General features: G+C 41.9%; 6 protein-coding genes. All 6 read left to right on the top strand.

What is annotated here, in order from left to right; genetic code table 11:
• Window positions 1–456 precede the first annotated feature (456 nt).
• From BUB91_RS18080 to BUB91_RS18055, 6 genes are read left to right on the top strand one after another with little or no spacing between them, the layout of a single operon-like run.
• Window positions 457–1,941, top strand: a complete 1,485-nt coding sequence (locus BUB91_RS18080; protein WP_073100627.1) for a glycoside hydrolase family 28 protein — start codon at window positions 457–459, stop codon at window positions 1,939–1,941.
• A 2-nt stretch (window positions 1,942–1,943) separates the two neighbouring features.
• On the top strand, window positions 1,944–4,445 hold the full coding sequence (locus tag BUB91_RS18075; RefSeq protein WP_073100603.1) for a glycosyl hydrolase 115 family protein: 2,502 nt from the start codon (window positions 1,944–1,946) through the stop codon (window positions 4,443–4,445).
• Between the two features lie 12 nt (window positions 4,446–4,457).
• Window positions 4,458–6,338 (top strand): rhamnogalacturonan lyase, encoded by a 1,881-nt coding sequence (locus BUB91_RS18070; RefSeq protein WP_073100602.1) that lies wholly within the window; start codon window positions 4,458–4,460, stop codon window positions 6,336–6,338.
• Between the two features lie 24 nt (window positions 6,339–6,362).
• Window positions 6,363–9,242 (top strand): exo-beta-1,4-galactosidase, encoded by a 2,880-nt coding sequence (locus BUB91_RS18065; RefSeq protein WP_073100601.1) that lies wholly within the window; start codon window positions 6,363–6,365, stop codon window positions 9,240–9,242.
• Window positions 9,239–12,886 (top strand): DUF4450 domain-containing protein, encoded by a 3,648-nt coding sequence (locus BUB91_RS18060; RefSeq protein WP_073100600.1) that lies wholly within the window; start codon window positions 9,239–9,241, stop codon window positions 12,884–12,886. Before BUB91_RS18065 ends, BUB91_RS18060 begins: the two co-directional genes overlap by 4 nt.
• Window positions 12,887–12,893: 7 nt before the next feature.
• A complete protein-coding gene (locus BUB91_RS18055; RefSeq protein WP_073100599.1) occupies window positions 12,894–15,047 on the top strand; it encodes a hypothetical protein in 2,154 nt (717 codons plus the stop codon).
• Window positions 15,048–16,888 lie beyond the last annotated feature (1,841 nt).

The raw sequence follows: 16,888 nt of genomic DNA, 5'->3' as shown, positions 1-16,888 counted from the left end.
TTATCAACACATTAACAGCACTCTCTCTTGACAAAGGCTTTAAAACACACTATATTAGCATCTTATACAGAAGTCATTCCCAACTAATCACAACCTATCCTAAAGCAGATAAAGGTTTTCGGGTATTCAATGAAGCTACCCCCTGCTCCACCCTTCTGTCACGATAGTATAAACTCCACCAGTTTATTAACCAAATTTCAGGTTTACCCGGGGTTCACCCACACTTCACCCGCAGTTCACCCGACTTTCACCCGGGGAAAAGGCATAGATAAGGCCTAGATATGCCATAGACACCTCCCGCTAGGGCTCACAAGGATACAGGGATCTCACCATGCAAAACCATCCATTTAAAAAATACGGACTACTTAAGCGGTTCGTTCTAGCCCAACAGGTAAGAGCAGGATGCAGAATCCTTCTTAAATCAAGAACTTGTTTGCTGATACCCAAACACGTAAAATGAAAATAGTCCTACCCCTCTTTGCATGTGTGTTCCTAACCGCTATAGGCTGTAAAAACACCACACAAAACGCCGATAAGATTGCTATAGAACAAACTGCTTTTCAACCCGATTGGATTGATGAAGTAGGTGCCGATACAAATGAATTTAAAGAAGACGTTTTTTATGTAAATGACTACGGTGCGATTGCAGACGGTAGTGCTCTAACAACAACGGCCATTCAAAAAGCCATTGATGCAGCATCAGAAAATGGTGGCGGTACGGTGACCTTTAAACCGGGTAAATACCTCAGCGGTTCTGTTTTTATCAAAGAAAATATTCAGTTCACCATTCCTGATGGGGTACAAATTTTAGGAAGTGAGAACATAGATGATTATCCGGAAATCGATACCCGCGTTGCGGGCATCGAAATGCAATGGCCGGCTGCTTTGATCAATGTTCTAGACCAAAAAAATGTCACCATAAACGGTGATGGTCTTGTAGATGGTCAAGGAAAAATTTATTGGGATTACTATTGGAATCTTCGAAAAGAATACGAACCCAAAGGCCTACGCTGGATTGTAGATTATGACGCCAAGCGCCCCAGAACAATTCTTATTCAAAATGCAGAAAATGTGTTCCTAAAAGACCTCAACATACAACGGGCAGGTTTCTGGACGGTTCAGGTACTCTACTCCAACCAAATCACGGTAGATGGTCTTACCATCCGCAACAACATTGGCGGCCACGGTCCCAGTACTGACGGGATTGATATAGACAGTTCAAAATATGTTCTGATACAAAATTGCGATATCGATTGCAATGATGATAACTTTTGTCTGAAAGCCGGACGCGATTGGGATGGTCTTCGCGTGGATCGCCCCACCGAATATGTGGTTATTAGAGATTGTATCGCACTGGCAGGTTCTGGATTGTGCACGATAGGAAGTGAAACCAGTGGCGATATTCGGCACGTATTTGTATCGAATATTCAAGGCAAAGGAACTTCAAATGGGCTCCGGATCAAATCGGCAACAAATCGGGGTGGCACAGTTGAAGATATACATATGGAAAATATTAAAATGGACAGCGTAGGAACAGTTATGCGGATAACGATGAACTGGAATCCCGCGTATAGCTACTCCAAGCTTCCTGAAGGGTATGATTACGATTCGATACCCAAACGCTGGAAAACCTTATTGCACGAAGTTGATCCACCTTCAAAAGGAATTCCCACGTTCAAGAATATAAGTATTAAAAATATTGATGTCAAAGGGGCAAAAACAGCTATTTACGTTAACGGAATGGAAGAATCCGTCGTCAGTAATGTCACGCTCGAAGATGTACAAATCACTGCTGCAGAAGCCGGCCAAATCACCTATAGTAAAGACTGGACGCTTAAGAATGTAAGTCTAACTATAAAAGATGGTTCTAAGCTAAAAATTGAAAAATCACCCGGAGTTTCGGTTGCTGACTCTTTATATCAAACAACTTCAAAACGCTAAATATGTTTAAACAGTTTGTTTTTCTCTCTATAAATATATTCTGGTTTTGCCAGATACAAAGCGCTAATGCGCAACATGATTCAGCATTATTTGAGGTGGTTACCTCAACTGAAAAGGCAAGTATTATTTACGATAAACACGGTAGTCCGTTAGATTCTATAACCGCTCACCTACTCGCTTCAGATATTGAACGCGTCAGCGGATACCTCCCAAAACTTATAACAGACCTTAATTTGTCCTCAAATAACGCAATCGTTATCGGCAACAAGCAGTCAGCTTTAATTCAATCTTTTTTAGGAAAGGACAATTCATCTAACGAATGGGAAACCTATGCTATTCAGGTTTTAGAAAAACCCAATTCTAAAATAGATAAAGCTTTAGTCATTGCTGGTTCTGATGCGCGCGGTACAGCCTATGGTGTGTTTTCCATTTCAGAGAAAATAGGAGTTTCACCATGGTACTGGTGGGCAGATGTTCCTCCCAAAAAGCAAAAAGAACTCGTTCTAAAAATTGAAAACACACAGTCTAAAAGTCCGAAAGTAAAATACCGTGGTATTTTTATAAACGATGAAGACTGGGGATTACAGCCTTGGGCAAAACAAACTTTTGAACCCGAAACCGGAGATATTGGTCCAAAAACTTACGCTAAGGTTTTTGAATTGTTGCTGCGTTTACGAGCTAATAGTATTTGGCCGGCGATGCACCCCAGCACAAAAGCCTTCTTTCATTATCCCGGAAACAGGAAGATGGCTGAAAAGTATGAGATTGTCTTAGGCTCTTCTCACGCCGAACCCATGCTGCGCAATAACGTGGATGAGTGGGAGCACGATACAATGGGTGATTTTAATTATTTCAGCAATAAAAAAGGAGTTTTAGATTATTGGGAAGATCGGGTTGACGAAGCAAAAAATGTAAACGGCATTTATACTTTAGGAATGCGCGGCGTTCACGATAGCGGAATGGAAGGTGCTAAAACGACTGCCGGTGCTGCAACTATGTTAAAGGATATTTTAAAAGATCAACGGGCACTTATAAAAAAACATATCGGAAAACCGGAAAGCGTTCCGCAGGTATTTACCGTCTATAAAGAAGTGCTTGATTTATATGATTATGGTTTAGAGCTACCGGATGACGTGACCCTGATGTGGACGGATGACAATTACGGGTATATAAGACGTCTGAGCAACTCTGAAGAACGCAAACGCAGCGGGGGAAGTGGCGTTTATTATCACGCTTCCTATTGGGGCAGACCACATGATTATTTATGGTTAAGCACCACGCACCCGGCTTTGATTCGGGAAGAAATGCTGAAAGCCTACGATACCGGTGCAGATAAAATTTGGATTCTCAACGTAGGCGATATCAAACCCGCAGAATACACTATGCAGTTCTTTATGGATCTGGCTTTTGATCCGGAAAAGTTTAGAGAACCTGCCAGCTATAAAGCTCATATGTTGTCATTTTACCAAGATATATTCGGAAGTGTTGAAGGTGAAAAAATCACTGCGATGCGTAATGCATATTACAACTTGGCTTGGATCCGCAAACCGGAGTTTATGGGTTGGAGTCAAACCGAACCTACCCGTCCTACGCAAGTAACCGAATTCAGTATTAAAGAGGAAAACCCTGCACGCATTGCGACGTATCAAAGCTTAACAGCACAAGTTAAAAAACTAAGTCCAACTATATCAAAAGAAAACCAAGACGCTTTTTTCCAGCTGGTTTCCTACCCTATTCTTGGGGCTGCTGCTATGAACAAAAAATATTTGTACCGGGATTTACAAGTGTATCACCACAATACAAACGAAAAGGAATTTGAAAAATATCGGGATTCTGTCAGTTTCTATCACAACAAAATCAATGAGTTGACCGATCACTACAATCAGGAAATCGCCTCCGGTAAATGGAATGCTATTATGCACCGCGCACCACGAGGATTACCGGTTTTTAAACTTCCTGACACGACTATAGAAACTACCAACCAAACTGTTGAAACTCCTAAAGTTGAAATTTATAAAGCTGTAGCAGATTATGATAACGCTTCCAAATTTGAAAAAGAATTTCCTAAAAAATTAACCGGTTTAGGCTATACCCAAAATGCCTTACAAGTGGCATCAGCAACAGCGACTTCAAAAGTTGATACAACTTTTAAAAAGAATGCTTCCTTAACATATAAATTCAATTTTGAAGAAGCTATTCAAAAACCACAAATCACCATAACTGCGATCCCGAACCATCCCATAAACGGAGATCAAAAATTACGATTAGGCATTCAAATTGATAAAGGCGACATTAATCTTATTGACTTTAAAACATCCGGAAGAAGCGAAACCTGGAAGTTAAATGTTTTGCGCAATCAGGCACGAAAGAGTATTGAATTAGAAGAGCTTTCAGCTGGCAAACATACACTTACAATTTATGTAATAGATCCGGGTGTAATTCTCGATTATTTTGTGATTACTCAATCTGGTAATCCTATCCCCTATACACTCCCCAAAAACTAAAAGCCTATTAAAATGAAAAAACAGCTATTCGCATCACTTGTATTTGTTTGCAGTCTATTGAGTTTCACAAGTTGTTCTGCACAACGTCTTATGGAAAATCTTGACCGTGGCGTTATTGCCATTCCGCAAGAAGATAATACTGCTGTGATTAGTTGGCGTGTTTTAGGTACAGATTCAGATGATCTCCAATTCAATTTGTACCGGCAACGTGAAGGTATGCAACCCAAGAAATTGAATGACCAACCCATCACGGGCGCTACATTTTATAGAGACTCCAACATTGATTGGTCACAAAAAAACACTTGGTATGTTACTTCGGTTTTAAATGCTGAAGAACAGCGAGAACCGGGGTCTTATACCATACAAGCCAATAGCGAATTAAAACCCTATCACAGCATTCCCTTAAAAATGCCGGAAGGATACAGAGCAGGAGATGCGAGTGTTGCAGATTTGGATGGCGACGGGGAATATGAAATTGTTTTACACGTAACCGGTCGCGGTCACGACAACTCACACCGGGGTCTCACAGACGAACCTATTTTTCAAGCGTATAAACTATCAGGAGAATTGTTATGGGAAGTCAATTTGGGCAAAAACATTCGGGAAGGCGCTCATTATACCCAGTTTTTAGTGTATGATTTTAATAGCGATGGCAAAGCCGAAATGGTATGCAAAACAGCAGACGGCACAACCGATGCTTTAGGCAATAGCATTGGAGATCCTAATGCAGATTGGCGCGACACCGATGAAAAAAGCAGAACCTTCGGAAAGATTCTGGAAGGCCCTGAATACTTCACGGTTTTTGATGGGCAAACAGGAAAAGCATTAGCAACCACAGACTATATTCCTCCTCGTGGAGACATTAGCGGTTGGGGTGGTGATGGCGGTAATGGAGGTAACGACAATTCCGGAAATCGTGTGGATCGCTTTACGGCTTGCGTGGCTTATTTAGATGGCGTTCATCCTAGTATGGTAATGGGTCGCGGCTATTACGGGCGTACGGTGCTGGCTGCTTATGATTTTAACGATAATAAATTGAAATCCCGATGGGTTTTTGACAGTAAGAATCGTGAAAATCCTTTTTCTGGGCAGGGCAATCACAATTTATCGGTAGCTGATGCTGACAGAGATGGGAAAGATGAAATCATTTTTGGCGCAATGGCCGTAGATGATGACGGCACCGGAATGTATTCTACCGGTTTTAGACACGGTGATGCCATTCACGTAAGTGATTTAGATCCTGAAATCCCGGGCTTAGAACGCTTTGGAATTCACGAAATCGAAGACGGAACAAAAGGACCCGGTATTGCCTTATTTGCTATCAAAGATGGAAAAGTCTTATTTACGGCAGAGCCCAATCGAGACATCGGTCGAGGAGTTGCGGCTAATATTGACACCACACGCGTTGGCGCACAAATGTGGTGGTTAGGTTCTAGAGATTTACACGATATAAAAGGTCATGTTATAGGTAGCGCACCACGATCTGCCAACTTTTTAATCTGGTGGGATGGCGATTATAGTCGTGAACTTTTAAACAAAAATTACATCGATAAATATGGAAAAGGTCGCATTTTCACGGCAGAAGGTGCACATGCCATAAATGGTACAAAAGCGACTCCTTCTCTATCTGCAGACATCTTAGGTGACTGGCGCGAAGAATTGATTTTGCCCAGCGATGACGGTACCGAGCTGCGCATTTACAGCACAACTATTCCTACGGAAAACCGTATGTACACCTTGATGCACGACCCGCAATATCGTCTGAGCATAGCGTGGCAGAATGTAGGATACAATCAACCGCCACACGTAGGTTTTTATATGGGCTTTGGGATGGGAAAAGCACCTAAACCCAATATCAAATTAGTTCCTGAAAAATTAAAGAAAAAACAATAAGACAAACGGAAATTGCCACCTCCTATGAAAACCAAATTTATACTTATTGCTTTTATTTTTAGTGTTTTTCAGCTTTCAGGGCAAATCCGGGATACTCTGGATTTAGAAGGGAGCTGGGGTTTTCAGACAGATAAAAACGACAGGGGTATTACCGAAGCATGGTTTGCTAAAAAGCTTCAGGATGCTATTATTTTACCCGGCTCTATGCTGGTGCAAGGAAAGGGTAACGACATCACTTTAGAAACACAGTGGACGGGCAGCATCTACGACAGTTCGTTTTACTTCAACCCCAGATTTAGAAAATACCACCAACCCGGAAATGTAAAATTTCCGTTTTGGCTTACTCCGAAAAAAGAATATGTAGGCGCCGTCTGGTATCAAAAAGAAGTTACCATCCCAAAAGACTGGAAAGACCGCCACGTCTTTCTGTTTTTAGAACGTGCGCATACCGAAACCGTGGTTTGGCTCGATGACACCAAACTGGGTATGCAAAACTCTATGGTTGCTCCACACCAATACACCTTACCTCAAGACCTGAAACCCGGCAAACACACCCTAACCATTCGCGTAGACAACCGCATCAAAGAGATTAACGTAGGCCCAGACTCGCACAGCCTTACCGATCACACCCAAGGCAACTGGAACGGTATTATTGGCAAGCTCAAACTGGTTTCTACCCCTTCAGCATATATGGGTATCATTCAGACGTTTCCAGATCGGGAGAAAAAAGAAATTCTCTTTAAAATTCCTGTAAATCAAGTGGAAGCTAAACAAACTAAAATCTCCCTGAATCTTGATCTTTCGACCTTCAATACTGCTGAAACAGCTGATTTTAAATTCCGTAATAAAACATTTCGCCTAACTAAAAAAACAGACACGTTACAGCTTACTTACGATCTGGGTGAAAACCTACAACTCTGGGATGAATTTAATCCGGCTTTGTACCGGGCCTCTTTTAGCCTAAAATCAAAAGCAGGCACAGACAGTCAGGAGATTACTTTTGGCATACGCGATTTTAAAACGCAAGAACGAACCTTTACCATTAACGACCGGCCCACTTTTTTAAGAGGAACGCTTGACAACGCGATTTTCCCAATTACCGGATTTCCACCAATGGATGTGCCTTCGTGGAAACGCATCTTTAGCATCATCAAAGACCATGGCCTCAATCATGTGCGTTACCATTCCTGGTGTCCACCTGAAGCTGCATTTAAAGCCGCAGATCTTATGGGTATGTATTTGCAGCCTGAAGGCCCCAGCTGGGCCAATCACGGCACCGCGCTGGGCATAGGGCGCAACATCGACCAATATATTTATGAGGAAACCTATCGGATGATGCAGCAGTACGGCAATTATGCATCGTATGTGATGATGGCCTACGGCAACGAACCCCGAGGCAAACAGGTGGAATACCTCACGGCTTTTAACAACTACTGGAAACAAAAAGACGACCGACGCCTCTACACCGGAGCTTCGGTGGGCGGCAGCTGGCCGGTGATCCCCAACAACGAGTTTATGGTACGCGGCGGTGCACGTGATCTCGACTGGAAAAATCGAGCTCCGCAATCTGTAGCAGACTTTAGTGAAAATATTAAAGACTTTAAAGTCCCATTTGTATCGCACGAAACCGGTCAGTATTGCGTATTCCCAAATTTTGATGAAATCAAAAAATATACAGGTGCCTATCAGGCTAAAAACTTCGAGCTTTTTCAGGAAGATTTAGCAGATCACCACATGCTTGATCAGGCACATAACTTCTTTATGGCTTCTGGTAAATTACAGGTACTGTGTTATAAATACAGTATCGAAAAAGCGATGCGCACGCCTGGCTACTCGGGTTATCAATTGCTTTCTCTGAGTGATTATAGCGGACAGGGAACCGCCCTGGTGGGGATTTTAGATGCCTTTTGGGACTCCAAACCCTATGTACATGCTAAAGAATGGAGGGAATTTAGCAGTGAGACCGTACCGCTTGCTGAACTTCCGAAATTTGTTTTTACCAATACCGAAACACTTACGGCAAATATCCTGGTCGCTCATTACGGTAAGGAAAACATCAAAAATAATCAAAGCTGGTCCATTACTGATGCAAACAATCAAATCCTCGCAACAGGAACTTTTGACCAACCGGTAATCAATCCCGGACTTTCTAAACTAGGAGTTGTTGATTTTTCGCTTCACGGAATTAAAACGGCTCAAAAGCTAACCTTACGGGTTACTATTGAGCAAACCGATTTTACCAATCATTGGGACTTTTGGGTATTTCCTGAACGACTTCCAAACGTAGAAAACAGCGTTTATGAATGTGCTGCTTTAGACGAAAAAGCGCTTGAAGTACTGGATAATGGTGGGAGCGTATTACTCAACGCAGCCGGAAAAATCGTAAAAGGCGCAGAAGTGGCGCAAACCTTTCTCCCGGTATTCTGGAACACTTCCTGGTTTCAAATGCGACCGCCGCACACGCTGGGTATATGGGTAGATCAGGAGCATGCCCTATTTAATAACTTCCCGACAGACAATCACAGCGATTTGCAGTGGTGGAGCATCCTAAACAAACAGCAGGTAATGCATCTTGAAGACTTCCCAGAAGATTTTAAACCGCTCATTCAGCCTATTGACACCTGGTTTATGAACCGAAGACTTGCTTTGGCATTTGAAGCTCAAGTGGGCAATGGGAAATTGCTTGTTATGAGTATAGACCTCAACGATCCCAAAAAAGATGCGGCTGCACACCAATTGTATTTTAGCATTCAAAAGTATATGGCTTCGGCTGATTTTGATCCGCAAACAGAACTTTCGGTTGATTTAATACAAGAGTTATTTACAACACCTTCCCGCCAGCAATTTGACAAATACACCAAAGACAGTCCCGACGAACTGAAACCTAACAATCTGGAAAAATGAAAAAATCAATTCTAAGAATACATCACAGCATTATAATACCACTACTGCTTCTCGTTGTCTTTGGGAATCTGTATGCCCAAGATCAAAAACTATGGCACAATCAAGAACGTCAAATTCATTATAAACCAGAAGGTAAAAGCTTTGTTTTAGCTAACGGAAACCGAAAGTTTAACCGGGCACTTTACGGTACCAATACGGGATTTAGAGTAGAAACCGGTGATCTGCCGGAATTTGCACTCTATATGCCGGGAATGGGTGGCAATTTTAAACTCGGGATTGCAACCGGAAGCCAATCTAAATGGATTACTGAAGCTGATAGCATTCACACCAAATACACACCCGGGGTAATGGAATATGAAATTAGAGATCAACATTTAGGCAACGGATTTCTAAAACTTACCGTACTCGCTTCTGCAGATAACGAGGGTTTTCTCCTAAAAGTAGAAGAACAAGACCTTCCCAAATCGGTAGTAATTAATTGGTTGTTTGGCGGTGCAAGCGGAAAAAAATTCCATAGAGATGGAGATATTGGCGCAGATCCGGAATCGGTGTTTTACCTACAACCGGAATATTGCAGACATAATGAATACCACTTAAAAAAAGAGGGCTTTAGCTTAGACTTCAATTGGGATAAGAAAACAAATACCAATAAAAGAAAACTACTTGGTAGCGTTCCTTCAGGAAAATTGAATATCGGAAACGCACACGCAATTCAGAATTTTGAAAACCTGAAAAATTCGACTCCAGATTCACTTCCGGTAGTTTATGGTACACTTGCTAGAAACGCATCAAAAACCTATTACTGGAACATTCAGAACGCAACTGATGCAACAAACCATCAGACCAAAAGCAGACCGGAATTAGCTTTTGAAAAAGCATTAAAAAAAGCTAACGAGTTAGCCGCTACCGTTACACTTTCAACACCAGATCCTTATTTAAATACCTTAGGAGGAGCATTAGCTACTGCTGCTGATGCGATTTGGGAAAACCCTGCCTATTTACACGGTTCGGTAGCCTGGCGTATGCACCTCAATGCATGGCGGGGTGCATATGCTGCTGATTTGTTAGGTTGGCATGATCGTGCTAAAACGCATTTTACCAGTTACGGAAAATCTCAGGTTTTAGAGCCTGAAACCGGCCCGGTTGTTTTAGATACCAGCCGCAATTTTGCCCGCCAAAAAGAAGTCTTAGGTACAGCGATGTTTAGCAGAGGATACATCAGTAGGCATCCCAATCGCAATGATCGCGCCCATCATTATGATATGAATCTGGTATTTATAGATCAGCTACTCACCCATTTCAAGTGGAATCAAGATTCAACTTTTTTAAAGGAAATCTTTCCGGTCATCGAGCGGCATTTAGAATGGGAAAAACGGAATTATGATGCGAATAATGACGGACTTTACGATGCGTATGCAGCGATCTGGGCTAGTGATGCTTTGCAATACAGCGGGGGTTCGGTCACCTATACTTCGGCTTATAATTATCGAGCAAATACACGTACTGCGCAATTAGCAAAAATCTTAGGTAAAGACCCACAACCCTATGTAGCCGAAGCTGAAAAAATAAAACAAGCGATTGAAAAAAACCTTTGGTTACCCAATAAAGGCGTTTATGCAGAATATAAAGATGCACTGGGAAACAAATTATTACACAAAAATCCAGGAATCTGGACAATTTATCACGCGATAGACAAACAAGTTCCGGATGCCTTTCAGGCGCAAATGGCGCTTAATTACATCAAAAATGAGATTCCGCATATTCCGATTCATGCAACAGGATTACCACACCCCGATTTAGAACTGGTTTCTACAACGAATTGGCAACCCTACACCTGGTCCGTTAATAATGTGGCGCTGGCCGAAAACCTCAATACGGCACTGGCATTTTGGCAAGGCGGAAATACGGAAGCAGGTTTTAAACTTTTTGAAAGTGCATTGATTGAAAGTATGTATCTGGGTGCTTCTCCCGGTGGTTTTCAGCAATTATCATTTTACGATGCCATACGCGGGGAGTTGTATCGGGATTTTGCAGATCCTATTGGGGTTGCTTCCCGCGCATTGGTTGAAGGGCTTTTTGGTATTCAGCCTAATGTATCAGAAAACCAACTTTTGATCAAACCCGGATTTCCGGAAGAATGGGATCATGCCAGCTTAGCGCTTCCTGATGTGGAGGTTTCGTTTAAGAAAAGTAAAACAGAGACCATTTACACCATCAAAAATAAATTCAACACCGCTTTAGACTTGAATCTGGAATTGAATAGCACTGCAACTTCAGTTCAAGAGGTTTTGGTAAATGGCAAAAGAACCAGTTTTGAGATTGATTCAAATGCTGTAGGAACTCCTAAACTAAACATTGCTGCCGGTACAGCTCCTTCATATACCATTCAGATAAAAACAGGGGCTACGGTAATTGAAAAACTGAAAACAGCAGAAGCATATACAGCAGGAAGCTCTTTTGAAATTACTACAGAACAAGCTGAGATTTTAGAACTAAAAGATTTACAAAATACGCTGACAGACCTGAAAATTTCAGCAAAAAAACGTTCAGGAAAAGTACAGTCAGATGTTGGGAACAAAACCATTTTCATTAAACTCAAACAAGATGAAATGATCTGGTGGCAACCGGTAAAAATTAAGGTAAAACCTGTTTTAGAAATAAGAGACAATAAATACCAAAATGACGAAATCAAGCTTGATTTAATGAACAATACTCCTAAAGACTTACGTGGTAATTTTACTGTAAATGATTCACAAAATTCTTCTTGGAGTATTTCAGCAAATACTACACAAAGCTTTAAAATCCCAAAAGCTTCAGTCGTTTCTGGTACCAATACGGTTTTAGTTACGTTGACTTCCGGTGAAGAGATTCCGTTACAATTTACAAACTGGGACATACCTGCATCCAATCAAAACAACTTGGAAACAGTTCCTTTATCAGATCATTTTAATGCAACTGTAAATAGCATTTTTGAACCCAAATACTTAAGTCCGCGACCAGACTCTCCTACCCTACAACTCCCCATCACAGGAATCGGTAACTGGTGCTATCCCAATGTCGCTGATGATGTGATTATTGATGATACGGGTTTACGCACCAAAGCAGGTTCTAAAGGTTTTATAGTGAGTCCGCAGCAAATACCATTTGCAACAAAATCCAATACGGGTAATAATGTCGTGTTTACCTCGCAATGGGATACCTATCCAAACTCAGTTTCGATTCCGATTAGCGGAAAGGCACAACACGCTTACTTAATGATGACCGGTACTACTAACCCGATGCAAACGCAAATGACTAACGGTATTGTAACGATCACGTATACAGACAATACTCAAGAGGTTTTAGAATTGAAAAACCCGGAAAACTGGTGGCCCATTGAACAAGATTATTATACAGATGGTTACGCTTTTAAAACCAACGCGCCTAAACCACCGAGGGTTATTTTTAAAACCGGTGATATTACACGCGATTTTAAAAACTACTCCAATATTCACGGCTTTACAAACTATGGAATTGAAAGCGGTGCCGGAACGATTGTAGACCTTCCGTTAGACCCTAAAAAAACATTAAAAAACCTAAAAATTGAAAGCCATACTAACGATGTTGTCATCGGATTGATGAGCCTCACCTTACAACGTAATTAAACACCTTATGAAACTATTCAAACAAGCTGTAATCTTGCTAGGCTGTTCACTACTATTGAGTTGTGTAGAAGAGCAAAAAAAGGAAGCCAATGCTGAAAAAAACATCGACCGAAAAGCCGTTGTTTCTCGCCATAATGTACACATTACCGAAGTTGATACTCTGGCTTCGTTAACGGTAGGAAACGGCGCATTTGCATTCACGACCGATGTGACCGGACTGCAAAGTTTTCCGGATTATTATCAAAACGGAATTCCATTAGGAACCCAATCTGAATGGGGTTGGAATGCAAAACCCAATGATGCCGGTTATGATTTTAGTGAAACACTAAAAGATTACGTTCAAAACGGAAGAAAAATCGCTTACGCTACGCAAATCAAAGAACCGCAACACGCTAAAGAGGCTGTGGAATTTTTCAGGTCTAATCCGCATCGTATTCATTTAGGAAATCTCGGTTTTGAAATGACTAAAAAAGATGGTTCTCCGGTTAAACCTGAAGACCTTCAGGATATTGATCAAACTTTAGATTTATGGACGGGCATGCTAACCAGTAAATTTTCTGTAGAAGGTATTCCGGTGGAAGTGCAAACTGCAAGCAACCAAGATAGCGATGCAATTGCAGTAAGCGTAACATCGAAGTTGGCTGAAACCGGTCAGCTGAAAATCAAATTACGCTTTGCCGCACCCACAGGAGCCTGGTCTGATTACGGTACGCAATGGAAAAACCCTGCAAACTACACCAGTACAATTACCGAGCAGGCTGACAATTCCGCGATAATCGAGCGAAAACTGGATTCCTTAAACTATAAGATTGGTTTAAACTGGGAAGGTCAAGCGAAAATTATGGAGAAAGAAGCACATTACTTTTTAATAGAACCTGATAGTGAGAAAATCAGGTTTACCTGTGAGTTTTCAGATAAACCTGTACAAACAAAATTAGAAACGCAGACGGTTTTTAATAACAGTATAAACACTTGGAAAGACTACTGGATGAACGGCGGAATCGTAGATTTCTCCGGAAGTACTGATCCGCGGGCAGAGGAACTCGAACGTCGTGTTGTACTTTCACAATACCTGACTAAAGCACAAACAGCCGGAACTATGCCTCCGCAAGAAACCGGTTTAACCTACAACAGCTGGTACGGCAAACCACACCTGGAGATGCACTGGTGGCACGGCGTGCATTACGCGCTTTGGGGCAAACCTCAATATTTAGAAAATACGTTAAACTGGTACGAAGACGCTTTTGAAAATGCCAAAAAGCTAGCGAAAAGACAAGGTTTCGAAGGGGCACGCTGGCAAAAAATGACCGATCCGTATGGGGATGAAGGCCCGTCTTCTGTAGGCGCTTTTCTCATCTGGCAACAACCGCATTTTATCACCTTTGCAGAATTGCTTTATCGTGCAGATTCCACTGAAAAAACGTTAACCAACTATCAGGAACGGGTTTTTGCTACGGCTGATTTTATGGCTTCTTTTCCTGATTATGACAAAGAAAATGATCGGTATGTGTTAGGTCCGCCGGTGATTCCTGCACAGGAACGTTTTGAAAAAACCGAAACCCTTAATCCGACCTACGAACTCGCGTATTGGAATTGGGCGTTAAAAACAGCTTCAAAATGGAAAAAACGCATAGGTGAACCCGTCCCGGAAAAATGGACGGAAGTATTGAACAAGCTTTCGGCACTGCCGGTGCAGGAAGACTATTATCTTGCTACGGAAAGTGCAACCGACTCCTATACCAATCCGGAGTTTTTAACCGATCACCCTTCTGTTTTTGGGACCTTTGGAATGCTTCCGGAAACCGCATTGCTTGATAAAACCACCATGCGGAATACCTTTGATAAGATTTGGGATATCTGGCACTGGGAAGATACCTGGGGTTGGGATTTCCCGATGACGGCAATGACCGCCGCCCGATTGGGAATGCCCGAAAAAGCAATAGATGCTTTATTTATGGATGTGCAGACCAACACCTATCTCAAAAACGGACACAATTATCAGGAAGAACGTTTAACGCTATATATGCCCGGAAATGGCGGACTCTTGACCGCTGTCTCGATGATGTGTGCCGGTTGGGACGGCTCTGAAACCAAAAATCCCGGCTTCCCAAAAGACGGAAGCTGGGATGTAAAATGGGAAGGATTGAAGCCGTTTTTTTAAGTCGTATATTTTTTATGTGAAATTATCAAATAGATAAAGTCAACGACTAACCGCTCCTCACCCCCAACCCTTCTCCCTTGACTCCTTCCCTAAGGTCAGAGAGGGAGTTTGATTCTTGACAGCACTCCTTGTGAGATGCTGAAACAAGTTCAGCATGACGATTCACAAACCCAAAGGGGTTAAACGAATTACAATCCCTTGGTTTAGAATAACCGCGAGAAGCTCCCAAAAAGTACTATTTTCTAGGAATGAAAACGTTTCAAAATCGGCATATAGAAAAGGACTCGTGAAATTTTCTGCTGTTTGACCCGCAGCGGAGTTCAGTAAATTTAGAAGCCGAACGATAAATTTAGAGTCGTTTTCTTAAGCCTAGACTTTTTTTATTCTTTTTTGGGCGATGCAAAAAAGAATACCATGACTATACCTATGATTATTCAAACTGACGTTAGGAAGTTCACGTATTTTTATTTAGAATAGGGAGTAAAGGGTAAATAGGACTACCTGTTGATAGTTCTGTTCTTTTGTCTTGATACAAAAGAACCAAAAGATCAAAGCTTACAGGAGCTTCTCTAAATTTTTTGTTCCCTACGCTGCATGCGCTTAACTCGGCCACTGGCCTCAAACAGAACCGCCTGCTACGCTACGCTCACTGCAAATTTCACGATACCTTCTTGTAGGCCATTCTTCAAGTATTAATAAGTATTTAAATGATATTAATATCCGAAGGGTTAAACGAATTATCAATTCCCTCGGTTCAGAATAGGCGCAGGAAGCTCCGAAGGACAGGAGCGGTAGCGACGCGGAGCTGACAAAGCGGTTTTCGGCCGTTAAACGGCTTTTGCAAGGAGTAACATAATCGCTTAAGGACTAAATCTAGGAGGCAAGACCAGCTTAAGAAAAATTAATCTCGATTATCGAGCGAAAAATTTCGAAGCAAGGGTGTCTTTTCTTTTGGTTCGTTTTCTTTGGAGAAGCAAAGAAAATGAACAAAACATGATATAGAAACTATAACTTCTATTTATACTCCTGTTCTTTTGCCTTGATACAAAAGAACCAAAAGATCAAGGCTCACAAGACGGTATCTAAATTTTTCGTTCACTGCACTGCATGCGCTTAACTCGGGCGGCACACCGCCCTCAGACAAAACCGCCTGCGACGTTCCCCTCACTTCAAATTTGACGATACCTTCTTGTAGGCCGTTTTAAAATGTATTGAATAAGAGATTTTAGAAAAAAGAAAGTATTCATACCCGAAGGGTTTAGTTTCCTTTTGGTCAGTATAGCAAGGGTATCCCGTTAAAAATTATCCTCATCCCCAACCCTTCTCCTAAGGAAAAGGCAGCTTGATTCTTACTCAATTTAAAACACTACAATACCCATACCCGAAGGGTTAACTGGATGCCCCTCCCTCGGTTCAGAATAGACGCAGGCCGTTCCGAAGGACAGGAGCGGTAGCGACGCGGAACGGACAAGGCGGTTTTCGGCCGTTAAACGGCTTTTGCAAGGAGTAACATAATCGCTTAAGGACTAAATCTAGGAAGCAAGACCAGCTTAAGAAAAATTAATCTCGATTATCGAGCGAAAAATTTCTTAGCGAGGGACTCTTTTCTTTTCTGCATCCGACGACCGTAGGGAGAGGAATGCACTGTTCTAGACAATCTCTAAACCTCAAACGACGAAGGAGTTTTTGAAGCAAACCGAGGGCACGAGGTTCACGAGCACCCGTGAAATAATAATCACGCGAGCTAAAGAAAATGAACAAAACATGATATAGAAACTATAACTTCTATTTATACTCCTGTTCTTTTGCCTTGATACAAAAGAACCAAAAGATCAAGGCTC

Origin of the sequence: Leeuwenhoekiella marinoflava DSM 3653 (assembly GCF_900129005.1) — a bacterium.
Lineage (GTDB): Bacteria > Bacteroidota > Bacteroidia > Flavobacteriales > Flavobacteriaceae > Leeuwenhoekiella > Leeuwenhoekiella marinoflava.
The sequence above is the reverse complement of the archived record's forward strand: the minus strand, read 5'-3'. Positions and strand labels throughout refer to the sequence as shown.